Annotated in this window: 27 protein-coding genes; 10 read left to right on the top strand and 17 right to left on the bottom strand. The window is 45.8% G+C overall.

The features are described 5' to 3' along the window. The 4 genes from proW to RH85_RS18680 all read left to right on the top strand — a co-directional run bounded on the left by proW (position 1) and on the right by RH85_RS18680 (position 3,167). Entirely contained in the window at positions 1-1,077 is a 1,077-nt protein-coding gene (gene proW / locus RH85_RS18695; RefSeq protein WP_006714285.1) for a glycine betaine/L-proline ABC transporter permease ProW, read from the top strand. Further along, positions 1,074-2,081 carry a glycine betaine/L-proline ABC transporter substrate-binding protein ProX gene (gene proX, locus RH85_RS18690; RefSeq protein ID WP_006714284.1) on the top strand — a complete coding sequence of 336 codons (1,008 nt, stop codon included), beginning with the start codon at positions 1,074-1,076 and terminating at the stop codon, positions 2,079-2,081. The genes proW and proX overlap by 4 nt, the downstream gene beginning before the upstream one ends. Positions 2,082-2,320: 239 nt before the next feature. Next, positions 2,321-2,824 (top strand): NanQ anomerase/TabA/YiaL family protein, encoded by a 504-nt coding sequence (locus tag RH85_RS18685; protein WP_006714283.1) that lies wholly within the window; start codon positions 2,321-2,323, stop codon positions 2,822-2,824. Next, entirely contained in the window at positions 2,814-3,167 is a 354-nt protein-coding gene (locus RH85_RS18680) for a hypothetical protein (RefSeq protein ID WP_241210424.1), read from the top strand. The genes RH85_RS18685 and RH85_RS18680 overlap by 11 nt, the downstream gene beginning before the upstream one ends. Before the next feature lie 151 nt (positions 3,168-3,318). Here the strand turns inward: RH85_RS18680 and RH85_RS18675 are convergent, their stop codons facing one another. The 8 genes from RH85_RS18675 to RH85_RS18640 all read right to left on the bottom strand — a co-directional run bounded on the left by RH85_RS18675 (position 3,319) and on the right by RH85_RS18640 (position 11,231). Then, the gene (locus RH85_RS18675; RefSeq protein WP_006714281.1) at positions 3,319-3,852 is read right to left on the bottom strand and encodes a YgjV family protein; all 534 of its coding nucleotides are present in this window, start codon (positions 3,850-3,852) and stop codon (positions 3,319-3,321) included. Then, complete coding sequence (locus tag RH85_RS18670) at positions 3,849-4,514, bottom strand: hypothetical protein (protein ID WP_006714280.1); 666 nt, start codon at positions 4,512-4,514, stop codon at positions 3,849-3,851. Before RH85_RS18670 ends, RH85_RS18675 begins: the two co-directional genes overlap by 4 nt. 103 nt (positions 4,515-4,617) lie before the next feature. Beyond that, the gene (locus tag RH85_RS18665) at positions 4,618-5,244 is read right to left on the bottom strand and encodes a bifunctional 4-hydroxy-2-oxoglutarate aldolase/2-dehydro-3-deoxy-phosphogluconate aldolase (RefSeq protein ID WP_006714279.1); all 627 of its coding nucleotides are present in this window, start codon (positions 5,242-5,244) and stop codon (positions 4,618-4,620) included. Positions 5,245-5,331: 87 nt separating this feature from the next. Beyond that, complete coding sequence (locus RH85_RS18660; protein WP_006714278.1) at positions 5,332-6,267, bottom strand: sugar kinase; 936 nt, start codon at positions 6,265-6,267, stop codon at positions 5,332-5,334. Next, complete coding sequence (gene uxaC, locus RH85_RS18655; RefSeq protein WP_006714277.1) at positions 6,264-7,688, bottom strand: glucuronate isomerase; 1,425 nt, start codon at positions 7,686-7,688, stop codon at positions 6,264-6,266. The genes RH85_RS18660 and uxaC overlap by 4 nt, the downstream gene beginning before the upstream one ends. A 114-nt stretch (positions 7,689-7,802) precedes the next feature. Further along, positions 7,803-9,266: a fructuronate reductase gene (locus RH85_RS18650; protein ID WP_006714276.1), complete on the bottom strand. Its 1,464-nt coding sequence runs from the start codon at positions 9,264-9,266 to the stop codon at positions 7,803-7,805. Positions 9,267-9,396: 130 nt separating this feature from the next. Beyond that, positions 9,397-10,698: a TRAP transporter large permease gene (locus RH85_RS18645; RefSeq protein ID WP_005595464.1), complete on the bottom strand. Its 1,302-nt coding sequence runs from the start codon at positions 10,696-10,698 to the stop codon at positions 9,397-9,399. A gap of 20 nt (positions 10,699-10,718) precedes the next feature. After that, entirely contained in the window at positions 10,719-11,231 is a 513-nt protein-coding gene (locus RH85_RS18640) for a TRAP transporter small permease (RefSeq protein ID WP_006714275.1), read from the bottom strand. 313 nt (positions 11,232-11,544) lie between these two features. Between RH85_RS18640 and RH85_RS18635 the strand changes: the two genes are divergently transcribed. From RH85_RS18635 to RH85_RS18620, 5 genes are all read left to right on the top strand, one after another. Beyond that, a complete protein-coding gene (locus RH85_RS18635) occupies positions 11,545-12,528 on the top strand; it encodes a TRAP transporter substrate-binding protein (RefSeq protein ID WP_006714274.1) in 984 nt (327 codons plus the stop codon). 95 nt (positions 12,529-12,623) lie between these two features. Beyond that, positions 12,624-13,409, top strand: coding sequence for an FCD domain-containing protein (locus tag RH85_RS18630; RefSeq protein WP_006714273.1), 786 nt, complete (start codon positions 12,624-12,626; stop codon positions 13,407-13,409). 137 nt (positions 13,410-13,546) lie between these two features. Then, entirely contained in the window at positions 13,547-14,731 is a 1,185-nt protein-coding gene (gene uxuA, locus RH85_RS18625) for a mannonate dehydratase (protein WP_006714272.1), read from the top strand. A gap of 311 nt (positions 14,732-15,042) precedes the next feature. Further along, the gene (locus RH85_RS22470) at positions 15,043-15,195 is read left to right on the top strand and encodes a type 2 periplasmic-binding domain-containing protein (protein ID WP_174269589.1); all 153 of its coding nucleotides are present in this window, start codon (positions 15,043-15,045) and stop codon (positions 15,193-15,195) included. A 271-nt stretch (positions 15,196-15,466) separates the two neighbouring features. Beyond that, positions 15,467-16,096 carry a cytochrome b/b6 domain-containing protein gene (locus RH85_RS18620; protein WP_006714270.1) on the top strand — a complete coding sequence of 210 codons (630 nt, stop codon included), beginning with the start codon at positions 15,467-15,469 and terminating at the stop codon, positions 16,094-16,096. Positions 16,097-16,192: 96 nt separating this feature from the next. On the opposite strand, the gene RH85_RS18615 is transcribed toward RH85_RS18620, so the two are convergent. The 7 genes from RH85_RS18615 to RH85_RS18585 all read right to left on the bottom strand — a co-directional run bounded on the left by RH85_RS18615 (position 16,193) and on the right by RH85_RS18585 (position 21,854). Continuing rightward, entirely contained in the window at positions 16,193-16,528 is a 336-nt protein-coding gene (locus RH85_RS18615; RefSeq protein WP_006714269.1) for a c-type cytochrome, read from the bottom strand. Beyond that, entirely contained in the window at positions 16,528-17,106 is a 579-nt protein-coding gene (locus RH85_RS22105; RefSeq protein WP_006714268.1) for a TlpA family protein disulfide reductase, read from the bottom strand. Before RH85_RS22105 ends, RH85_RS18615 begins: the two co-directional genes overlap by 1 nt. Further along, the gene (locus RH85_RS18605; RefSeq protein ID WP_241210418.1) at positions 17,099-17,752 is read right to left on the bottom strand and encodes an SCO family protein; all 654 of its coding nucleotides are present in this window, start codon (positions 17,750-17,752) and stop codon (positions 17,099-17,101) included. The genes RH85_RS22105 and RH85_RS18605 overlap by 8 nt, the downstream gene beginning before the upstream one ends. A 53-nt stretch (positions 17,753-17,805) precedes the next feature. Beyond that, positions 17,806-18,900 carry a YncE family protein gene (locus RH85_RS18600; protein WP_006714266.1) on the bottom strand — a complete coding sequence of 365 codons (1,095 nt, stop codon included), beginning with the start codon at positions 18,898-18,900 and terminating at the stop codon, positions 17,806-17,808. 173 nt (positions 18,901-19,073) lie between these two features. After that, positions 19,074-20,768: an Lcl domain-containing protein gene (locus tag RH85_RS18595; RefSeq protein WP_006714265.1), complete on the bottom strand. Its 1,695-nt coding sequence runs from the start codon at positions 20,766-20,768 to the stop codon at positions 19,074-19,076. Beyond that, positions 20,761-21,369: a cytochrome c3 family protein gene (locus RH85_RS18590; RefSeq protein WP_006714264.1), complete on the bottom strand. Its 609-nt coding sequence runs from the start codon at positions 21,367-21,369 to the stop codon at positions 20,761-20,763. The genes RH85_RS18595 and RH85_RS18590 overlap by 8 nt, the downstream gene beginning before the upstream one ends. Beyond that, positions 21,366-21,854 (bottom strand): copper chaperone PCu(A)C, encoded by a 489-nt coding sequence (locus tag RH85_RS18585; RefSeq protein ID WP_006714263.1) that lies wholly within the window; start codon positions 21,852-21,854, stop codon positions 21,366-21,368. Before RH85_RS18585 ends, RH85_RS18590 begins: the two co-directional genes overlap by 4 nt. Positions 21,855-22,277: 423 nt before the next feature. On the opposite strand from RH85_RS18585, the gene RH85_RS18580 reads away from it, so the two are divergent. After that, a complete protein-coding gene (locus RH85_RS18580; RefSeq protein ID WP_006714262.1) occupies positions 22,278-23,186 on the top strand; it encodes a LysR family transcriptional regulator in 909 nt (302 codons plus the stop codon). A gap of 772 nt (positions 23,187-23,958) precedes the next feature. On the opposite strand, the gene RH85_RS18575 is transcribed toward RH85_RS18580, so the two are convergent. Continuing rightward, positions 23,959-24,255, bottom strand: coding sequence for a hypothetical protein (locus RH85_RS18575; protein WP_138956499.1), 297 nt, complete (start codon positions 24,253-24,255; stop codon positions 23,959-23,961). Between the two features lie 7 nt (positions 24,256-24,262). Continuing rightward, positions 24,263-24,923 (bottom strand): hypothetical protein (locus RH85_RS23095; protein WP_006714260.1); only part of this gene is annotated, 661 nt, incomplete at its 5' end.

Here is a 24,923-nt window from a genome sequence, read left to right as displayed (position 1 = left end):
ATGTCAGCACAAGAAACCGCAAACGACCCTTGGGCAACGCCAGCGCCAGCCGAAAGTAATCCATGGGCGCAAGATGCCCCATCAGGTGACGAAAATTGGCTCTCTTCTGAGGGAATTGAGCAAACGCCTTTCGATATCATGGACCCCTTTGCCAACGCCGTTGTCCCCTTCGATGTCTGGGTAGAAACGGGGCTTGAATGGTTGGTCAACCATGGACGCCCTGTTTTCCAAGCGATCCGAGTTCCGATAGATTTCATTCTTAGCTCATTTGAAACCGCTCTGGTTTCAACCCCTGCGCCAATTATGTTGTTAGTGCTGTTTCTCATCACTTGGCAATTTTCTAACTTGAAACTCGGCGCAACCACGCTGGTCTCATTGGTATTAATCGGGTTGATTGGCGCGTGGGGTCAAGCGATGACCACTTTATCGCTGGTGATGACCTCGGTGTTTTTCTGCTTACTGATTGGCTTACCCATGGGGATATGGCTGGCGAGAAGCGATACCGCCGCAAAAGTGGTGCGACCGCTGCTAGATGCGATGCAAACCACCCCGGCGTTTGTTTACTTAGTACCCATCGTGATGCTATTTGGTATCGGTAATGTCCCTGGCGTTGTCGTTACTATCATTTTTGCTCTACCACCAGTGGTACGTTTGACGATTCTCGGCATCCAGCAAGTGCCGGACGAGTTAATTGAAGCAGGACATTCGTTTGGCGCCAGTCGCAAACAAATGCTGTATCGCATCCAATTACCGTTGGCGATGCCTACCATCATGGCCGGGGTAAACCAGACGTTGATGCTGTCGCTTTCTATGGTGGTGATAGCCTCCATGATCGCGGTTGGTGGCCTTGGACAAATGGTGTTGCGCGGTATCGGACGACTTGATATGGGTCTTGCTGCCGTCGGCGGCTTAGGCATCGTTATTCTTGCTATTTTGCTTGATCGCGTTACACAGCAACTTGGCATTAATGCTCAAAATACAAAACAACGTTGGTATCACACAGGTCCAGCTTCGATATTTTTCAAGCTGCCGGCTAATAAATCGTTGGGAAACTCAATCCAGGAGAAAACTGAATGAATAATTCATGGAAGAAAACCCTAGTCGTAAGCGCTGTTTCTGCGCTTGCTGTTTCAAGTCATGCGTGGGCTGAAAAATTGCCAGGTGAAGGTGTGACAGTTCAGCCTGTTCAATCAACGGTTGCAGAAGAAACCTTCCAAACTCTTATCGTAAACAAAGCACTTGAAGCACTAGGTTACCAAGTTAAAGAAACCAAAGAGGTAGACTACAACGTTGGCTACACGTCAATTGCGAACGGTGACGCGACCTTCCTTGCGGTAGGCTGGTTCCCTTTGCATGCTGACAAGTACACCATGGCAGGTGGCGATGACAGCTTCTTCCGTAAAGGCCAATTCATTAGTGGTGCAGCACAAGGTTACTTGATTGATAAGAAAACGGCAGAAAAATACGGCATCACCAACATTGGTCAGCTAACCGACCCGAAGATTGCGGCTCTGTTTGACGCCAATGGCGATGGTAAAGCAGACCTAACCGGTTGTAACCCTGGTTGGGGTTGTGAAATGGTGATCGAAGAGCAACTAAATGCCTTTAAACTGCGTGATACCGTTTCTCACAACCAAGGTAACTACGCGGCCATCATTGCGGATACGATTTCTCGCTACAAAAAAGGCGACCCTATCATTTACTACACATGGACTCCTTACTGGGTTAGTGGCGTATTGGTTCCGGGTAAAGATGTCGTATGGCTAGAAGTGCCGTTTTCTGCACTACCAGGCGAGCGTAAGAATATCGACACTACGCTTGCCAACGGCAAAAACTATGGCTTTGAGATGAACTCGATGCGTATCGTTGCCAATAAGAAGTTTACTGACAGCAACCCAGCAGCGGCGAAGCTGTTTGAGATCATCAAAGTGAACATCAACGATGTCAGCGCGCAAAACATGATCATGAGTAAGGGTAAGAATTCAGCGGCCGATATTGAAGCACACGCTAATGGCTGGATCAAAGCTAACCAAGCGCTATTTGACTCTTGGGTAGCAGAAGCCAAACAAGCGGCGCTTTAATTCGCTTCTAGCTTCTAGCTTCTAGCTTCTAGCTTCTAGCTTCTAGCTTCTAGCACAAAATCTATGCCTATGGCTTCGGTCATAGGCTTTTTTTGATCCCCCTTCTCTGCCCTAACTAGCTCACCAAGCGAATTGTTGATCTAGTTCTCCTTACCTAACTTTAATTGGTCAACCAATTGTATTGTTCGCTTATAATAGCCCTTTCTAATGCAGCCACAGCGTGGCTATTGAGGTAATTAGTGTTTAAAGGCAACTTATCTAAACTGGACAGCTATAAAAATATCCCAGTAAAAATGCTTGAAGTGATTGAACAAGTAAAACAACGTATCAATGCTTCAGTAGAAAACGGTCGCTACCCACTTGAAGGTGAAGATGTTTTCTTTTTCGTGGTGGATGACAACACGAAAGTCATCTCTGAGTGCAAATCTGAAATTCACCGCAAGTATATCGACGTGCAAATCATCCTTGCGGGAGAAGAGCGTTTTGGTTACAGCCACCAGCCATTTCAAAGCATTGCTGAAGATCTACTAGAAGCTCGTGATGTCGCATTTAGCGAAGATATTATCAGTGAGCAATTCGCCAATCTTGCACCACATGATTTCATCATTTTCAATGCTGAGCAGCCTCACCGTCCATTGGTTGCCGTAAATGAGCCGATGCCTGTTCGTAAAGCGATCATCAAAATTTCTCATCAATGGCTGGCTGAACAATCAATCAATCAATACCACATTGGTGTGGAATGACAGCAATATTCCTCATCAAATTACGCTTAAACAAGTGGGGCTGCACACACACGTTGAGATGCGTATTGTGAAAGATGTGGAACCGGAAGTGATCACTTTAGCGGTTGAACACAAAGTGGAAGATTTAATCAATGCATGGCAAGGCGCGGCAATGCCAATTTCCGCAGCATTTGATGATGGCAATTTATACTCACAAGCACGTGTTCTGTTCAATCTCGAGCAAGGCTGTGTGGTGTGGTTGGTCAATCATATTAAACTTCCGTGCGGCAACAAGATGTCTGCAGATAAGCTTGCATGGGTTCCGGCGATGCAAGCAATAAATGGCCAGTTAAGCGCGATATAGGACTGACATTTATTCACCTGCTCGTGATAAGCCGTTAATTAAAAAAACACCGAGCCCTTATGTTCATCAAGACTCGGTGTTTTTATCTACGCCCCATATTTACATCCTCATTAGACGCGCAGTTTTATCGCGTTGCCTGACTATTCGAGATTTATACTTTTACCGCAGGGCGAGCATAATACATACGCGCAATTGTCATGCCGTTCACGATGATAAAGGTCAACTCCATCAACGTTCCACCAATTGACCCCAGTAAAAAGTTATTGATGATCCAACAAAACGAATTGAACATCACTAGCAGGCGCATTGATATTCCCTGCATTTTAAACAAAGCATAGGTGGCGACTGACGAGCCAAAAATAGTCAAAATTTCATAGTAGTGCTCAAGTTGCGGCACACCCATCACCCACAGCATGGCGATAAAGAACACCATTACCGAGGTTGACTGTGTTTTGGTTGATGCGTAACTACGTATCGCGCTAATACCACAACCAAACGCGGCCACCAGCGCTCCCATCATAATAAAATGACTGCACAGCACGATTTGAAATAACATCAAATGAAGACGAAAGCGTCGCCCATCGCTGTGTAAGAAAGCGGTCGCTCCAATAAAAAAAGCCACCATACCGATGGTTTGGGCAAGATTCCATTCCGGCATTGTCCACTGCGTTAACCACGTCATCATTGTGAATCACCATTATTATTATGTTCGAGCTCAGCCAGTAAATAGTCCAAGCACAAGCTTGGGCTGGTTAACGCGCGTTGGCGTGTGGCTTGATCGAGTTGCAAAATAGCCGGAGCCATTGAGGCTTGCGCCAACACAATACAACCGTCATCTTGGCAATGCTGAGTGATATATTGTGCGATGGTTGCCAGGTAGGCGTCATTGTCTCCAGCCAGATAATGTGCCCACGCCTCGGGAATCACTTCCACGGTGGATCGCTGTGCTATATCAGCATCGTATTCTGCCAATAAGTTGATGGTTGGATTGATGGTGGTTGCAAGGGCCGCTAGTACTTTAATATGACCACTTTGGCTCGCCTCGATTGCCATCGGCCTATCGACTCGCATAACTTGAGCAAAGCGTGTTTTTGCTTGCTCAGCTAACGCGCCAATACTGGAACAAGTGCAAACAATCCAATCAGCGCCCTGCGCTTCCAACTGTACTATTTGCTGTTCAACCATCGATGCCAATTCATCATCAAGTCCTACGGCGCTCGCATACTGTAGAAGTTGGGGCGCACTATGATGAACAATAGACGCGAGTCTATCTAAACCACTAGGCGCAATAAATGATTCAAATAAGGTTTGATTCGCCGCTAATGTATGTAAAAAAGCAATTTGCATCGTGACTCACTCAAGAATATGGATAGAAAGCTCAAACGGCTTAGCTAAAAAAGGCCTCTCGAAAGAAGCCTTAATCATAGGGTTTTACTGTTGCTGCGCGAGCTTATTTAACTAAATCTGCGGCTTCGCGTGCAAGGCGACCAATTTCATCCCAACGACCTTCGTTGATCAGCGCTTTATCCACCATCCAAGTGCCGCCACACGCAATCACACGATCAATCGCAAGATAATCGTTAACGTTCTTAGTGCTGATGCCACCTGTTGGCATGAATTGAATTTGTGTGTAAGGGCCTAGCAGTGATTTCAGCATGTTAATGCCGCCCGATGCTTCCGCTGGGAAGAATTTCAGCGTGGTTAGACCCATTTCAATCGCCGCTTCTACCGCACTTGGATTATTCACGCCTGGTACGATATCGATGCCAATTTCGCGACATGCGTTCACCGTGTTAGGGTTAAAGCCTGGTGAAACAACAAAAGTCGCGCCCGCTTGTTTCGCTGCAATCGCCTGTTCGCGATTTAGCACCGTACCTGCGCCAATCAGCATATCTGGCTGCGCTTCACGCAGTAAACGAATCGCTTCTACTGCCGCATCTGAGCGGAAAGTGATTTCAGCCGCTGGCAAACCGTTGTCTGCTAGCGCTTTACCCAGTGGGATAATGTCTTCTGCGCGATCAATCGCAATCACTGGAATAACTTTAATTTCAGCCAATTGTTGTGCAATCGTGGTCATGTTTAAATCCTTACTTTAAATCCGTTTTTCTATATCAATATCTAGTCACCAATGTCTAATCATCGAGCTGACTAAACATCGAACTGGCTAAACAAAGCGAATCGTTTCTGTTGCATGTGTTGGGATGATCGCGCCTTTGTGTTGGATCACGATACCCGCCAATTGATGGCCTTGACGCGAGCATTGCTGCGCATCTTTCTCTTGTAGGTAGCCAGCTAAAAAGCCCGCGTTGAATGAGTCACCCGCCGAAGTCGTATCGACGACAGTTTCCACTGGCGTGGTCGCAATGGTCTCAAAATCACCCGCCGCAAATTCTTGGTACAAGTTGCCCTTTGCGCCCATCTTCACCACCGCTTTCTTTACGCCTGCGGCTTGCAAGCGATCTAACGTTGCCTGCTCATCGCTGTCACCCCACAGATTGGCTTCGTCATCGTTGGTCACTAGCGCCAAATCGGTGATCGCAAATACCTGACGGTAGCAATCGCGCGCTTCATCAGCATCACGCCATAGCGCTGGACGGTAGTTTGAATCAAACGCCACTTCCACACCTTGTTGACGCAAGCTTGCCAGCAGCGCCACCAACTTAGTGCGATCTTCCGCAGGTAGAATCGCTAAGCTAATACCGCTTAGATACACCATATCAACCTTGGTTAGCGCCGCTTCGATTCGGGCAAAATCCGCATGCTGCATCATGTAACGTGCCGCAGATTGGTTACGCCAATAAAGGAAGGTACGCTCACCTTGATCATCTAACTGGATAAGGTATAGACCCGGTTGGCGTGTCTCATCACGCAATACCAAATCGGTACCCACGCCTTCTTGTTGCCAACGCGTAAGCATTCCAGAGCTGATGGCATCAGTGCCTAGCGCTGAAACGTATTCAATCGCCACTTTTTCACCCGCAACACGTGCAAGGTAAACCGCTGTATTGAGTGAGTCGCCACCAAACGTTTGAGTCATGGCGCCAAACGGCGCGCCATTTAACTCAATCATGCATTCCCCGATTAAGGCAATACGCTTCATACTTGCTCTCCTGGTAGAACGAAGTAGGATTTAGCGTTTTGGTAGCAGATGTCTTGAACCATTTTGCCCAACATTGCGATGTCGTTTGGCACTTCACCATTCACCGCCCATTGGCCGATGATGTTACAAAGAATACGACGGAAGTATTCGTGGCGCGTGTACGACAGGAAGCTACGAGAGTCGGTCAGCATACCAACAAACTGGCTCAGTAGACCCAGTTGAGAAAGCTGCTGTATTTGACGTTCCATTCCATCTTTTTGGTCATTGAACCACCAGCCAGAACCAAATTGGATCTTGCCTGCAATACCGCCACCTTGGAAGTTACCAATCATGGTCGCCATCATTTCGTTGTCGCGTGGGTTTAGGCAGTAAAGAATGGTTTTTGGTAGCTCGTTGGTGATATCCATTGCGTTCATTAAGCAAGACAATTGCAGTGCGAACGGACGGTCACCGATTGAGTCAAAGCCTGCATCAGCGCCTAGTAGTTGGAACATACGCGTGCTGTTGTTACGCTGTGCACCGATGTGCAGCTGCATTACCCAGCCCATTTTCGCGTATTGCTTGCCAAGCCACACTTGAACAGCAGTGCTGAACTGATCAATTTCTAGCTCGCTCAGCGTTTCACCTTGCAGACGACGGGTTAGCATTGCATCTAGTGTCGCTTCACTTGGTACTGCAGCGTAGCGAACCACTTCTATACCGTGGTCAGCGGCGCGACAGCCGTGGGCACTAAAGTGCTCTAGACGACGCTCTAACGCAGTCAGTAGATCGGTAAAGCGTGTAATTTCAACATCCGCTGCTTCACCAAGTAGTGTCATATATTCAGCAAAACCATCCAATTCAATCTTGAATGCACGGTCTGGACGCCAGCTTGGGGCAACTTCGACATCAAAACTGTCATCAGCTGCGATGGCTTGATGGTATTCCAGCGAATGAATTGGGTCGTCAGTTGTACCCGCCATCACAACGTTCATTTGTTTCATGATGCCGCGTGCTGAAAATTCTGGAGTCGCAAGCATTTCATTACACTCGTGCCAAATTTGATCCGCTGTTTCTGGGCCAAACAGTTTGCCAGTAATACCAAATGGACGACGTAGCTCAAGGTGTGACCAATGGTACAGTGGGTTACCCAATGTTTGCGGAACGGTTTTTGCCCACGCTTGGAACTTTTCGTAATCTGACGCTTCAGTACCTGTGATCAAGGCTTCAGGTACGCCGGCTGAACGCATGCCACGCCACTTGTAGTGATCGCCTTCTAACCAGATCTTGGTTAGGTTTTCGAACTGACGGTTCTCAGCCACTTCTTTTGGGTTTAGGTGGCAGTGGTAATCGTAGATTGGCATCGCTTTGGCGTAATCGTGGTATAGCTCACGAGCAATGTCATTCGATAGCAAGAAGTCTTCACACAAAAAGTTTTTCATTTTCTACTCCGTAGGTGCCGGCCTCGCCCACACCAAAGAAATTTTAAGTACTATTTACAACAGCAAGATTTAAAGCAAAGAAGCCCTCACATAGGGAGGGCATCATTTTATCGATTAAAGAGAAGCGACGGCTGCGCGAGCGCCTTTATCGAGGATTAACTGGTACGCGTTTGTTACCGCGGTAACAAAGGTTTCGTTAGCAATAAGGTCGGTGCCAAAAATCGCTTCGATTGAAAGCAGCGCTTTCACTACTGAGGCATTCAGACCATGCTCGGCGTAAATCGCTTGGAATTGCTCAACCATAGGGTCACGAACATCAATCGCTTCGCCTTGTTCAGTCACCGCGCCAACGTAGCGCATCCAACCGGCAATGCCCATCGCCAACCATTTGAAGTCCGTACCTTGTGCTAGGTGATGACGTAGTGAGCCACCCATGCGTTGTGGGATCTTCTGGCTGCCATCCATCGCGATTTGCCATGTTTGGTGTTTTAGACTTGGGTTGGTAAAGCGCTCAATCAGCAGCGTTGCGTACGCTTCTAGATCAGTCCCTTCCGGCATATTCAGTGTTGGTGCTTGCGCTTTGATCATCATGTCGAACGCCGCTGTGCGGTAATCATCGTTGGTCATGGTGTCAGAGATATGCGCGTAGCCGCCTAGGAAGCCTAGGTACGCTAGGAATGAGTGACTACCATTTAGCATACGCAGTTTCATTTCTTCAAATGGCACCACGTCGCTCACAAATTCTGCGCCCGCAACGTTCCAATCAGGACGGCCTGCAACGAAGTTGTCTTCAATAACCCATTGACGGAACGGTTCACAAGCAATGCCACATGGATCTTCTACGCCCACTAGCTGGGCAATTTCAGTTAGGGTTTCTTCTGTTGCTGCAGGAACAATACGGTCTACCATTGTGCATGGGAACGTGACGTTTGCTTCAATCCATGCTGCCAGTTCAACATCAACAAGATTAGCGAAATCCAATACTGCTGCACGTGCTACGTGGCCGTTCTCTTGTACGTTATCGCAAGACATCACAGTAAATGGTTGGATGCCTTTTTCACGGCGCTGGCGCAGTGCTTCAACGATGTAACCAATCGCTGAACTTGGGTCTTGTGGATTGGCTAAATCAGCAATGATCAGACCGTTGTTTTTGTCTAGGCGGCCTGTCGCTGGGTCCGCGCAGTAACCTTTTTCAGTGATGGTCATCGAAACGATCGCCACTTGCTCTTCGGTCATCTTCGCTAATACAGCCGCTTTACCATCTAATGTTGGGTGCAGTGATTCCGTTACTGAGGCAATCAGTTTAACGTCAGTTGATTCTGCGCCCTTCTCTGCCACTGTGTATAGGTGGTCTTGTGCGCGCAACTGCTCAATTAGATCTTCACCACCAAATAGGTTTACTTCACAAATGCCCCAATCACTGTTGGTTTTCTCTAGCATTTCATTAGTGAATAGCGCTTGGTGCGCACGGTGGAAAGCACCGAAACCAAGGTGAACAATACGAGTTTTCAGGTTTGAGCGAGCGAAAGTTGGACGAATGACTTGTTCATTCAAGTTGGTATTTGCGATTGTTTTCATTGTTTTTTCCTTGGCCTCGCAGCCAGTTAAGCACTGCGAGGCGAATAGATGGAGGCAAATCCGATAATCAAATCGTATAAAGTCGAAATTTGTAGCGCTAGATTAGTAACCTAGAATCAGTAATCTAGAATTAGTAACCCAGGATCAGCTGTGGAAGTAGTAGGCTGATTTGTGGGATAAACGTAATTGCCAATAGTGCTAGGAATAGCGCCGCGTAGAACGGTAGTAGTGGCTTGATTACTTTATCGATAGAGATGTTTGCAACCGAACAGCCAACAAACAGTGCACTACCCACTGGTGGAGTACATAGGCCGATAGCAAGGTTGAATGTCATCATGATACCGAAGTGTACTGGGTCCACACCCATATCCAACACGATTGGTAGGAAGATTGGAGTGAAGATCAGAACCGCTGGTGTCATATCCATGAAGATACCAACAATCAAAAGGATTACGTTGATGATCAATAGGATGATTAGTGGGTTTTCTGAAACCGCTAGTAGAGCATCGGCAATCATGTAAGGGATATCAGCATTCGCCATTGCCCAAGACATGCCCATTGAAGCGCCAACCAATAGCAATACAATTGAAGTTGTTACCGCAGACTCAAGGACGATTTTTGGTAAATCACGAACCGTTACTTCACGATAAACACCGACTGCAAGAACCAGCGTGTAAACCACAGCAATTGCTGATGCTTCTGTTGCCGTAAAGATACCGCCGATGATGCCGCCCATGATCACAACAATAAGAAGAAGTGACGGTGCTGCTTTAATAAATGTATCCCAAACTGCTGCCAGTGTTGGACGCGCTGCAACTGGGTAGCCACGACGTTTGGCGATAATACCGGCCACAACCATCAAGCTTAGACCCATCAAGATACCCGGTAGGTAACCTGCAAGGAAAAGAGCAGCAATCGATGTACCACCAGAAACCAGTGAGAATACGATTAGCGTGTTACTTGGCGGGATCAATAGACCAGTAGGACAAGAAGTGATGTTTACCGCCGCGCTGAACGCTTCATCGTAGCCATCTTTCTTTTGTAGTGGCGCCATGGTGCCGCCCACTGCCGCAGCTGATGCAACCGCAGAACCCGAGATTGAACCAAACATCATGTTAGCAAGAACGTTAACGTGTGCTAGTGAACCTGGTAGCTGACCACCCAGTACTTTAGCAAAGTTAATTAGACGGATAGCGATACCGCCTTGGTTCATGATGTTACCCGCAAGGATAAAGAACGGGATAGCCAATAGAGCAAAGTTATCAAGGCCTGCAGCCATACGTTGCGCCACTACTGCAATAGCAGGTTCAAGCGGCAAGCTCATCATAATGGTTGCTAAAGAAGAAAGACCAATCGCAAATGAGACTGGAATACCCAGAGCCAGCAGCACACCAAAAGTGCCAAATAAAGTAAGAATTAATTGCCATTCCATTGTGGAATTCCTCTTCGAAATTAGTTTTGTTGTGCGTCGCTTACAGCCACATCACCAGAAATAAGTTGTTGAATTTTTTCTATGCCATAAACCACAGAGTAGAAAATCATCAGAGCGCCACTGATTGGAAGACAGAAATAGATGTAACCCATTTCCCAACCCAAAGCAGGCGTAAGCTGGCCAGTTGCCAACGTTTTGATTGCTAGGTTTGAGCCGCCGTACACCAGTACAACGAAAGCGAAAACAGCGATAGCGATTTGAATAATGAGTTCGTTTACCAGTTTACGTTTACCTTTTAACTTCATGGTTAATAGGTCAATCGCAAGGTGGCGTTTTTGGCCAGTGGTGTAAGCGGCGCCAATAAGGGCAACCCACATAAACAAGTAACGGGCAAGTTCATCAGTTACGGTACTTGGGCGACCAATAATGTAGCGTGACAATACCTGCCAAACTACGCAAAGCACGAGGAAAGTAGAAAGCGAGACGGTAAATGTCGCCAAGCTTTTATTGATGTATTCGACCAATTTTTTCATTATTGTTTCCTTAACATCGCTGTCATGTCATATGACGAGCAAATTATCGTTACTGGTCAACCAATATAAACTCACGCTCATATCCCTCAATCAATAACATTTCTTTTTCTGCGGGCATTATATTCACTGGCGCCACGTCGTCCGTGATTTAGTTCACACTTGAATTGGTTGACCAATTCTTTGCGTGTAAGTGTGATATTGCTCAACCAATTGTGTTTTTTATTTTGACGATGAGCTAAATTGGTCGCAAGATTGGCTCCGAAACTTGTTACACCTACAAAATTTACGGATTAAATCTCACGGAGAAATAATAATGAAAACACGTAAGAGTCTACTGACTGCAGTGATCGGTGCAGCACTAACATTTGGTGTGAGTGCGCAAGCTTTTGCGGCAACTACTCTAAAACTGAGCCACAACCACACTCGTGACCACGCGGTACATAAAGCGATGGACGCAATGGCAAAAGAAGTGCGTAAAACGACTGATGGCGAAGTTCGCATCCGTATTTACCCAGATGCACAGCTTGGCTCTCAACGTGAGTCAATGGAACTGATGCAAAACGGTGCGCTACAGATGGTGAAAACCAATGCTGCTGAACTAGAAGCGTTTGCTCCGGCCTACTCTGCATTTAACATGCCTTACCTTTTCCGTGATCAAGCCCACTTCTATGCAACGCAAGAAGGCGTTATCGGTGAAGAGATCCTTGAGTCATCACGTAACAGTGGCTTCATTGGTCTAACCTACTACGATGCAGGCGCACGTAGCTTCTACACCAGCAAGCCAATCAATACACCTGAAGATCTGAAAGGTCTAAAAGTACGTGTACAGCCAAGCCCATCAGCGATTGCAATGGTTGAAGCACTTGGTGGTAGCCCAACGCCTCTAGCATACGGTGAGCTATACACTGCACTACAACAAGGCGTTGTAGATGCTGCAGAAAACAACATTCCTTCTTACGGTATGAGCCGTCACAGTGAAGTATCTAAGTACTTCTCTCTTGATGAGCACACCATGGTTCCTGACGTATTGGTGATCTCTACTGATGCATTCGATGGCCTATCGGAAGAACACCAAAAAGCGGTTAAGACCGCAGCATTGAACTCAATGCAACTGATGAAAACGCTTTGGGCTGAATCTGAAAAAGAAGAGCGCCAAAAAGCAGAAGAGATTGGTGTTAAGTTTATCGACGTAGATAAAGCGTCATTCGTAACTGCGGTTCAACCAATGTACGACGACGTGAAGAAAAACAATCCTGAACTGTTTGCACTAATCGAGCGCATTCAATCAGTTAAGTAATTTTTTAGATTTGTTAGAGAAGTATAGGTATTGCCACATAACTATTGAGATAGGTTGACCAATTAATCTGGTTAGTTATGATGGAGTGAATAAAAATGGAAAGAAGCGACAATATCATCATGATGCCTTTTGCACCCAAACGTCCTTACCAAGAACTGGGTTTGGTTTTACGACAAGAATTGACTGATGGCCACTATAATGTGGGTGACCGTCTACCGCCTGAGCGCGATATTGCTGAAAGACTCGATGTCAGCCGTACTGTGGTACGTGAAGCAATCATCATGCTTGAGCTGGAAAACCTTGTTGAAGTCAAAAAAGGCTCTGGTGTATATGTGATCAATATTCCTAATCAATCACCCCATCGTGAACACATCATCACTGATGATGCGGGACCTTTTGAAATGTTACAGGCGCGTCAGTTACTTGAAAGTAATATTGCAGAATTTGCAGCACTACAAGTAACGCCGGGGGATATTGCTAAAATGCGTGCGGCGCTCGAATTAGAGCGCCAAGAGCTGGCAGCACAAAGTGAACGTTGTATCGGTGACGAACAGTTCCACATGAGTATTGCAGAAGCGACACACAACTCTGTGTTAGTGGATATGCTTAAAAACTCTTGGGAACGTCGCGAGCAAAGTCCTATGTGGCAAAAGCTTCATTCACGTATTAGCGGCCATGACTACCGCCAGGAATGGATGGAAGATCATGCGCGGATTTTGGCTGCAATGCAGCGTAAAGATCCGGTCACGGCAAAAAGCGCAATGTGGCAACACCTTGAAAATGTGAAACAACGACTTCTCGAACTGTCAGATATTGATGACCCGGATTTTGATGGCTACCTCTTTAGCTCCAACCCGGTTCTGTTATTCGGAGGCGAATAATCGTTCGCCTTCTATAAAAAGCGGTGCTAACCGCATAAAAATAGTTAAATCAGTCGTTATTTATATTTGTTATTCGCAACTTAATACTCTCAATTTTCTTGAGCGGGTTAAGTCTGCCTATTAAAAGGTGATTAGTCATGGAACAAACGTGGCGTTGGTACGGTCCGAACGATCTAGTTTCTCTTGATGATATTCGTCAAGCAGGCGCAACAGGCATCGTAAATGCTCTACACCATATTAAAAATGGTGAAGTGTGGTCAAAAGAAGAAATCCTTGCACGTAAAGCAATCATTGAAGCAAAAGGCCTAACTTGGTCTGTTGTGGAAAGTGTGCCTGTGCACGAAGAAATCAAAACTCAAACGGGTGATTTCCAACTTTGGATCGACAACTACAAACAAACACTGCGTAACTTAGCGCAATGTGGTATCGACACCGTTTGTTATAACTTCATGCCAGTGCTTGATTGGACCCGTACTGACCTTGAGTACGAAATGGCAGATGGTTCAAAAGCACTTCGCTTTGACCAAATCGCATTTGCCGCGTTTGAATTGCACATTCTAAAACGCCCTAACGCAAACGCTGATTACACTGAAGCGGAACAAGCACAAGCGCTTGAGTACTTCAACAACATGTCTGAAGAGCAAATCAAGCAGCTAACGGCGAACATCATCGCTGGTTTGCCTGGCGCTGAAGAAGGTTACACCCTAGAAGCATTCCAAGCTCAACTTGATCGCTACGCGGGTATCACTAAAGACAAACTGCGTGAGCATATGGCGTACTTCCTAGCGGAAATCATGACCGTATGTGACGAAGAAAACATTAAGATGGCGGTCCACCCGGACGATCCACCGCGCCCTATCCTAGGCCTGCCACGCATCGTTTCAACCATCGAAGATATCGATTGGTTGACCGAAAAAGTGCCAAGCTCGAACAACGGTATCACCATGTGTACCGGTTCTTACGGTGTTCGTGGTGACAACGACCTAGTGAACATGATCAAAAAGCACGGCGATCGCGTTTACTTCACTCACCTGCGTTCAACGCAACGTGAAGAGAACCAACTAAGCTTCCATGAAGCGGCGCACCTAGAAGGCGACGTGGACATGTACGGCGTAGTGATGGCGATTCTTGAAGAAGAGCAGCGCCGTGAAGAAGCTGGCGATCTACGTAAGATCCCAATGCGTCCTGACCACGGTCACCAAATGCTGGATGACCTGAAGAAGAAGACTAACCCAGGTTACTCTGCAATCGGTCGTTTGAAAGGCCTTGCTGAAGTTCGAGGCCTAGAGCTTGGCTTAAAGCGCGCATTCTTTACTAAATAAAATGCATTTCGTTAGCTTTCACTGTTAACTAACGAAGTAGAAAATAAAAATCCCTCGAATCATTCGAGGGATTTTTTTGTTTCACAATTGGCGTTCAACGTATGCTTTGGGCGCAAACCTGTGCTCCACCATTTTTCCGCTAATTTAATCCGAATCACTTGTGACAGATAAGAGTTTAGGGCGAGATTCGTGATCTTTACTGACTCAATCCTTTACTCTGGCTATTTCCCCTTACAATTAGCTCAAAATCAGAACGCTCAAGAGTTTAGACTAACGATATTGTCACCACGTTGGCTTTGGTGTCTGCGCGTTTGGAGTATACGATCATTCCTGCCAATGTGGCGCGTATTAGCCAACCTCAAATACGTTTCATTCCTTTAGAAGATGAACATGCGGTTTGGTCTGTGGGTTTATTGTGGAATGCCGATATTGCCGATCCCGTCCGTGATGCGTTTATAAAGTAGGTGGCAAACCAAGTTGTATAACCGCCAGTGGCATAACTACCAGAAGTGATACATCCGAAACTAACGTCCTGGTTGAGTATCTCACCAATATGCAACCCATACCGCCCATCCCATAGTTAGCCAAAATACCCCCTACGATTGCAACTCATATGGAAACAATCCTTATACATTTAGGTTATTAATTAATTTTCGTGGCTAATTTATAGTGCCGACCTCGCAAACAAGACCGACAGATGTCGCGTTAATTGCTATCGACAAATTAGGAGCAACAATGAAAATTTGGGATCTACCCACTCGCCTTTACCACTGGCTACAAGCACTGCTTTTTATCGGATTAATGACCGGCGTAGGCCCGCACCTTTATTTAGGCTTAGCACTGTTCACATTGATCTTATGGCGGATCGTTTGGGGTTTTATTGGCAGTGATACTAGTCGATTTCAGCAGTTTCTCTCATCACCTGCGCGTACGATTCGTTATCTACGCGGCAAGGAAACCTCACACGCTGGGCATAACCCGGCAGGAGCTTGGATGGTGGTGGCATTGATCAGTACGATACTGTTGCAATGTATAACGGGTATGACGCTAGTGGGATTGTTTGATGATCTCCCTTACGCGGAACTTCTATTAAGCGATCAACTTATTGAGGTTTTTCGCACACTGCATGGCCTATGTGCCCGCCTGTTGATGGGATTGGTTGCGCTGCACTTGGTTGCGATTCTCGTTTATAAACTGCGCTCAAAACCGTTAGTGATGGCAATGCTCACCGGAAAACAAAAAAACAGTTCGGCCGATAACACGCGACCGACTCTGGTGTTTGCTTCAAATAAACGCGCGCTATTTGTGTTCTTTGCCACCGGTCTTATCACAGTGGCGCTCATGACCAGTGCAGGCATGTTATAACCGCCCTATCCTCTCTCTATTAACCGCAGAATAGACGCATACTGTCGCGACGCCCAGACGCTCAAAAAGCCTGGTCATCGCGATAGGATATTCTCGTTATTCACCCGCACTTAATCCATTCGTACTTAGATATTTCGCGATTAAACGAATTTCATCATCTGAATAGCTTATCATTGCGACTTCCATTGGAATAAATAACCCATTGCGACGTTTCTTATTTTTAAAGTCGATCATTTGGTTATAAAGATACAATTCATTCTGACCGCCAATCTTTGGGTACATCGCCATGATCGGTTCATTACCGGTTTGTCCATGACACGTGGCGCACCCGCCTTTTCCTGGGGAAATATAAAGAGCCTTCCCCTGTTCAATATCGGTGACGGCCCAAGCATGGCCGGACAAAAAAATAACCAGAAACGCAAATAGACGCATTATTGTGCCCCTTTATTGGTATTGCTTGATGATGCTGATGACTGCGAGAGGCAGCTTAACCAATACGCTAACTCATCAGCCGATTGATGAAGATAACCCGCGGAGCGATAGTGGACTTGGTTATTCACCACAATCAACGTGGCGGGTAAACCCCGAAATCCCCAACGCTCCAATAGCGCATAGTCAGGTTCAATGTTTTTAGGTAAGTGCTGAATATTGAGTTCATCAAAACGTTTTTGTAAGGCGTCAGCATTGTTACCAAGATGAATCGTCTCGATAGCAAAATCCGCATGATTGGCGATGCTGTCTAGCATGGGCAGCTCTTTTAAACATGGCGGGCACCAAGCAGCCCATAAGTTGACCAGCGTGACCGGTTTATTCGTTTGTTCTGTGCCATGAGATGTGGTCTGTATTAAATCCGGCAGAGCATCAAACGTTTGAATCACTTGGCCTTCTGCGCTGACTGGCGTAAACCCATCAGGCGTTACACATTGCTGGGCGCTCACAAAGGCACTATTGAAAACACAAATGAACAGCACGAACACGCGCAGAGTCACATCGTGCATCGTGTTATTCATTGAGGAGCGCCTTAATGCTTTCACTGATGTTCACCCCGCCTTCACCGTAACCAAACACATCAATCAACTCACGATTTGGGCCATAGAAATAGATGTACGCCGAATGGTAAACCTCATACCGATCCGGCAGCGGCGGATAGATAGGCTTGCCTTCAAGGCTGTAGCCGTAAGTGGCTTTTAAGTTTTTGGCGGCGAGTTTAATTTGCGCTTGCGTTCCGGTTAGCCCGACCATTTTGGGATCAAAATATTTGACGTATAAATCGATATTTTCCACCGAGTCGCGTTTCGGATCGACCGAGATAAAAATGGGCACAACCTGTTTCGCTTGCTCACCTAATTGATTCACCGCGGTTGCGAGATCAATCACGGTGGTTGGGCAAACATCCGGGCAACTGGTGTATCCCACCCCAATTAACAAGTATTTACCCGGCCAATTCTGCTCAGTGACCTGACCGAGATGATGATCTTGCAGTTCAAATTGCAGCGGTTTGGCGGACAGTGAGAAGCTGATCGCCATCCACAACATCCCAGCATATTTGAGGGTATTCGCTAACCGAGGGATCCTCACGGCGGTGATGACTCGCATTGCGCTGTACCTTATTGTCTTCACGACGATAATGGCTTGCGGTGGTTGTGTGATTTTCATGATGCTCCTACAAACAAATGAGTGTCGTGGCTGCCAGTCTAGAAAACGGCATTTTAGTGACATACCGTATTGGTAATGCCCATCACCAAATGCTGGGGATTTTTCAACCCCGTATCGATATCGGCGCGGCGCTGATTAAATCGGATATCGTAAATCAGTAATTCGCTGCGATCTTTCTGCGTCGCGAACAGGGTTTTCGAATCAGAAACCACGACAACTTCATTCAGCGGTGCGGTGAGTGGTAACTGTGTGATTGGGGTATTTTCGGCCAAAGTGAAGATATTTAAGCTGTGTGCACTTTCCACAATCCCGATCGTTTCTAGCCATCCGGTACGAATCGATTTTGGGCCACCCTCAATCGTAAACTGATTCACCAACGCCCCTGACCAGGTATTAAAAACTTGTACTTGGCCGGCTTCAGAGACAAACACCATATGTTCCGCATCAGAGCTCACATAAGGACGCCAAGGTTCAGAATCCATCGGATAAGAATGATAGTGGTCACCACTGAACAAGTCCCACACGTACACGGAGCGACTTAAGTGATCAGAAACCATGGCTAGTCGCGCATCGGGTGATAGCGTGATGTCTGAGACATGGCCAGAGCCCAACTGCAAAGAGGCGCGTTTGCCATCATGAGTGCGATAGATGGTGGTTTTGCCACTGTTTGCCTCTGTAATATAAAGGTTATAGCCACCGTTATCGTAATTCATACTAAAAGGACTGGTTAACCCATCAATGCTTGTGACGTACTCTTGTTGTAGTGGTTTAATTAAGGCAATTTGGTTATGCAATGCCACCGCTAACTCAGCGCCATCAGCATGAAATGTGATTTGGCTCGGCACGCCTGCCACCGCCATTTCCGAGTGCGTGTGCTTAATCAAATCATAGCTGTACACTTTGGCGGTTTTGCCATCGATATACACCAGCAAATCTTGAACATCAGACACCGCCATTTCGGTCGGCTCGGCTTTCAGTTCGATATAACCGGCTAATTGGTATTTGAAGGTATCGACAACCGCGACCTGACGGGTGTTTTTTCCGGAAACAAACGCCCAACGAGCCCCGTCATCATAACGTGGTAATTCACTGGCAAGCAGTGATGTAGAGATAACAAGATTAACGAACGTGAAGAGAAGTGTTTTCATAATGAGTCTCTGCGTGACACGCGACGTGAGGAAGTGAGCCTGGCAGTCAATAGGCAAAAGCCACCAAGCTCACTTTTTATTTTATTGCGTCAGTCGATTGAAGGTACAGGCGGCACTGATACTTCAACTCATAACGCTTATTATAAGCAATCCAAGTAAGGGTTACATCGACACTAAGGGTTACGAATACAGCGCGCGTAGTTTGGTGTCTCTTCATTTAAGCCATAACCTGCACCAACCGCATACCCAACCGCCCAGCGCTGCGTTCCCCCTTTTTTGCCCACCAAGTTGTACATTTCCGGTGGTTGTTTGTTTTTTCGCGCCGGAAGAGGACGGAAGTTTTGTCTCTCTGTGCCAACTTTGGCAGAGCTTGTCCAGAACAAGTATTTTGATGGTGTATTCGGGAAAAACGTCTGATCAATCGATGGGTATACTTTGTTGAAATCCCCAATTGAAATCATTTCTTTAAAATCCGGCAAACGCCAATCATCGTAGCCGGCAAAGTTCATATCTTCACAATACTGAATCGAGTCTTCCCAGCTTCGACGTTCAAAATCAATATGTTGTTGCCACATGCGATTGGTGACTTTTTCGGTGACCGTGCCATCGTGGTTATCAACCAACTCCAAATTGTGATAAGCCGCGTTATTATCAGCCCGCACACAACGCGTCAGCTTGGTTGAGGCGGTATGTTGCCCCATCGTATGTCCATCAGGGAAGCCAATGTGCCATGCATGATCAGGATGGTTAGACACTGGGAACGTCCAAATGCCCGAACTCTGGCGTGGCATATTCAAGAACGCTTCGGTATCAATCGCAGGGCGAAATTCGCCAAAGTCTGCAATGGTGTGCAGCTCTTTAATCAATGGATAACGCCAATCGGTATAACCATCCAGTTCCAGATTTTCGCAATACTCTTTGCCTTCAATGGCCGTCATCCAAATACGCGAAGCATCACGCTCCCACGTCAACTTGGTGTTTTCATCAAAGGTCGTTTTGCCTGATTTTGAAACGGTATAACGCGGCTCTGCGCCGTGATAATCGGAATCTTCTCCATGAACGTTAGTAAAGTTTTGGATTTGGCCGGTATCTGGCAACACAAAATCTTTTGGCGCAGGCATGCCGATACCGGTAATGAATTCCGTTCGCTCAATTTGTTTGAGTTCTTGGCCCGTCACGTAAGCAATGATGTCTTTGTAGTCGTCTTCATTGTACATTTTGGCAAACGGGTACATGATCGGCGCATCGCGATTGGTGCGTTTTTCATCACGGTAGTTTTTCAACTGCTCAAACAAGTAGTATGGCATTTGCCCCTTGAATGACGGAAAGCGATCATTATTGCTTATCGCTTGTTCACCATGGCAAGCCTTGCAAGACTGATCGTAAATGGCTTTACCGCGCGTCCATGACTCCCCACCCACCACATTGGAATCTGGGCTGTATTTCATTTCACGATCGCTCAGAACAATCGCCACATCGGCCATCATTTTTGGCGAGAGTAAGTAAACAAACTCTTTCATTTGCACCGACAAACCCGAGGTTCGGGTGCCGTCCATATCTGACCATTGGTTGTAGATATACTGAGCCGGAAGGCCCGATATTTTCGGGCTAATAGTCTCAGGCACTTCTTCAACCGCAGGGCGGTGACAGCCCATAAAACAGCCTACCGATGCGCGAGTGGCCGCTTGAATTTCCGCGGCACTCAGATCTGAAATCGTGCGATTGATGGTGTAGTTTTGCAGGCCATTATCCACATCGGGATTAGTGAGTTGTGCATTGCTTGGCGTCACCGAGTTTTGTGCCAGTGTAGAGCCCGACATCAACGCTGAGCCCACCAGCAGAGAAAGAAGAGAAAACGTATTATTCATTTTTGAAGGCCTCTTTCGCGTTCATTCGCAATTTGTCTTCCGCGCGTTTTGCCATATTTTCTTCTAGCTGAGGGTGCGCAATATCGTAGTGGCAACTGGAGCACTTCCACTGTGGATCGTTATCTTTACGTGCAAAAGCCAAATTATGAGTCCAGTCGGCCGGTTCACTCTCTTCCGTCGCCAAAAGCGCTCGGCGTTCCAAGTCTTTATGGCAATTCACACAACCTGAATCAAACACATACTCGGTACGCTTTGGGTGCAACGATTGATAATCGAGCGCCTCCATACCCAATATATATTCGCCCCATAGGTGACGCATGCCAGATGTACCTTTGACATACAACTCTTCTACCACATTCGATTTCGGCAAATGACAATCGGTGCATTCCGCAACAAACCCGTGTGAGTTATTGCCGCCATGAACCGAGTTCGCGAACGTCTCAACCATGGGTTTCATCGTATGGCAAGAGCCACAGAACTCATTCGAACTAAGCGCATGTAAGGCTTCCGTCGCCGGCAAAGAGGCGAGCAACCCCAGCCCGCCGCCAATCACCAGCAGCGCGATGATGACTTTACGTTTTACCCCTTGGAAAAACTTCATTCTGCGCTCCCTACCTGTTTACTCTTCAACATCGCAAGATCGGCAGATTTCACCACTTTTGCCATGCAGCTTGGGTCTTCGGTATAGGTAGACCAAACCGACAACTCATATTCTTCGCCCGCAACTGGACGTTGGCTAAAGTCGCGAATCATCAAGTGGTGGCCACCGCGCTTAAACTGATGCTCGGTGTTTGGTTTGATCTTGTACTGGGTGATTTGCTTCATTGTCATCACCCCATCTTTCATTACCGTTTCATGAATTTCGGCCGTGTCTGACAGCCCCTTGATCGTCGCACCTTGTATCGACTCTGGCCCTGGGATACGCAGTTTCTTTACCTCATCTGTCACACGAAAGCGGATATCAAAAAAGATGCCGGCGACATTGGATGATGGCGCAGGTTCGACAATCACGCAGTTGGTGAGTTCTAATGCCGCTTGGCTGCCAAATGAAGTGATCAGCCCCAATGTGAATAGAATTTTTTTCATTATTATCTCTATTGAATTCTCTATAAAAAGCGTGCTCGAACGCGGCCCAACAAGGTTGGATTTTTAACTACATTGCAAGCGCATCATCGGAAGACTTGTAAGGACTCAATGTGTGGCCTCTATACCCTTCCTTGTGAATGGAAACCCGTGATAAGGATGGTTATCGATATTCCACAAACACTCGTTGAAGATTCCCTGACGGAAAACACATCATGGAATGGCCGCCAATGCCTAGGATTATATCGATGCAAAATCTTTGGAAAACATAGCCTTTTGAATCACAGCTATTCAGAAAATGAATGTGTCTGCATGAGATCAATAATTGGTGAGATACGGCGTAAAACAGATGACAACACACGCGTTTTCGGATATTTACAATCACAAACTATTCGTTTGATAGCGTGCTTTAACATTGGAGATGTGATGGATATCGAAGCGGTAAGGATGTTTGTAGCGTTAGCAGGAAAATTAAACTTCACTGAAACGTCGCGGTTGCTGCAGATCAGCCAACCGACCTTAAGCCGTAAGATCAAAATGCTCGAAAAGAGTTTGTCTGTCACCTTGGTGCATCGTCGAGGCGGTCATATTAGCTTAACGCCGCAAGGTGAAACCTTTCTGATCCAATCAGAATCACTACTCGAGCAAATAGATCGAACCATTGCCTTAGTGCAAAGTGAGCAACAAGATGAATCGGGCATCATTCGTATTGGTTGTTTGCACCCCATGGCGAAATTCATCACCGACAATTTTATTGTCAACTTCAATAAAAAATATCCGCATATCGCTGTCCATTTCAAAACCATGATCCCACGGACACTAAACTCATTCGAAGAAGTCGATATTATGGTCGCGCCCTTCTGGCCAGAAGACGACACTATTGTGGCTAAAAAGCTTCCGGCGAATCGACGCTATTGTTTTTCCTCACCACAATATCTAGCCGAGTTTGGTACACCAGAAGACATTAAAGACCTCTCGCATCATCACTGCGTCACGCAGACAAACGCCGTCAAAATGCAAAAAAGTTGGACGCTGCAAAACAAACATGGTCATCAAGAAGAGGTGGCGGTGACGGGCATGATGGCATCTGATTCCACGGATATTACTATCGAGCTAATCAAAAAGGGATTTGGCATTGGTCTAAGTGGCCGCTACAAAGCCGCAGAAGGACGCAACAATGGCGAACTCGTTGAGCTTTTTGATGGTGAGTGGTTTACAGAATCGAATATGTATATTTTGTACAAACAAAATCCCTATATCCCACGCCGTTTTGAAATCTTTATTAAAGAGTTCACCAAAGTCTATAGCCATGTTGTCGGCACTGATCATTTATAAAATCACTAGTGAATGACGTTGCCACTTTGCCACTTCTCTAATAACATAAAAATATTACTTATGTGATTTTTAATATAAAATTCAGCAACTTATAGAAAAACCGTTCGATATGTCTCTGGCTCCTATCCCTAACCCGGCCAAAGTAATACCAGCTATGAGGGTATTCTTAGTTCACTGACTGTAGTAGCACTAAAGTGGATTAACTAGGAGTGTAAATTGTTGATTTTATTTTTCAAGAGAGTAAGACAGCAAAGCTTGCCTATCCCTTAGTTCAACGCGGAGCAAATCACTCGACGATGCAATGTTAATCGCATCAATAGATTGTGTTGGATCGCCAATAAACACAAACGTAGTTTTGGCGTATTTTTTGTTAAGCGCAAGAAATAAAGATAGCGAAAGAGCCCTGATTTGACCGCAGCTTATCGAGAGCGCGACATTCTTTACTAAATAAAATGCACTGAGAAAATTAACAGCCGTGTTGAATTACACACTGAAAATCAAAAGCCCCTGAACGCTATCAGGGGCTTTTTCCGTTTTGCATACATCACTAAATAAAAACCTTTCGATTCCGAAAGCAGCTTTGTTGCTCCGCGGTAAAACTATGATTGCTGAGCGTTGGTATCCTTTCACTCTCCAAATGTCTAACAACCTTGAAAAACGCCGAAACCCGAAGTTGAGGTAATCCCAACAAAGTACTCTCCTATACCAACTCAGTTTTGCTTGGATACCACAACAATAAGTGCTCACATTTACAACTGGAAAAGTAACTGCCTTATTCGTGATCGAACATTGCGCTTCTAAGCTTACCGCAAAAAAGCTTAATCTGATTACTCATCATAAGCAAAATTGGCGCTAAAATAAGAGCCCTATTTACCGCACCGTTATAATTGGCAATATTTGAGAATTTATTAAATAAATCTAGTATTTTTTTCTTCAACTCTAACTGTTCTAACTTCATTTTCAAAGATTCTATTGAACTAATATTATTCTCGTAGAACTTAACGTCTTGCGCTAACGAAACTGTAGAAAAAGCCAACATAAAACTCACACAAATAAATTTGTTTTTCATAATCATCTCACATGCAGTAAATTTTCAATCCCAGGTCAAAAGAATTCTCTTTTGCGCTGAAAAAATTAAAGTACACTTCTTCTTCCGTATAGAAATCGTTCAACAAATTGATTGTAATAACGTTATCAAACTTGACACTGGCATCGATATATTTTAAATCCTTCATATCTGCCCAATCGTAAACTTTGTTAAAATTGAAAACTGGAACTGGTTCTGAAACTGTCAAATCGTTGATAATACGATTGTTGAATATAGATTTAAACTCATACATAGAAGAAATAGCGTCCGTGCATGATTGATATTTAAACGGTGTGTCATTTGTTTTTTCTATATATTCATACGGTAAATTTTCAAAAACAAGTTCATTCTCATTAAACATCGGAGTATGAACCTGTCCTTTCTTGACAATGTCTACGTACTCGAAGAACGCACCGTCAATTTTTGAGAATTTAATATTGCAAAAGAACCCCGAACAGCTGAACTCTTGCATCTTCCAACCTAAGCTTTGCAGCTTTTTTTTATCGCCTTCAAGCTCATCAAAGAGACCTTCTACATCCAAAATCCCTGGTGTTTTAGATATTGAATCTATTGCAGTAACATATCGATCCATTTGATTTTTTTCTTGTTGAACCTGCTGTTGAAATTTAATTCCAGCAGCCTCTTGCTTG

This window comes from Vibrio ichthyoenteri ATCC 700023, from assembly GCF_000222605.1.
GTDB lineage: Bacteria > Pseudomonadota > Gammaproteobacteria > Enterobacterales > Vibrionaceae > Vibrio > Vibrio ichthyoenteri.
The sequence above is the reverse complement of the archived record's forward strand: the minus strand, read 5'-3'. Positions and strand labels throughout refer to the sequence as shown.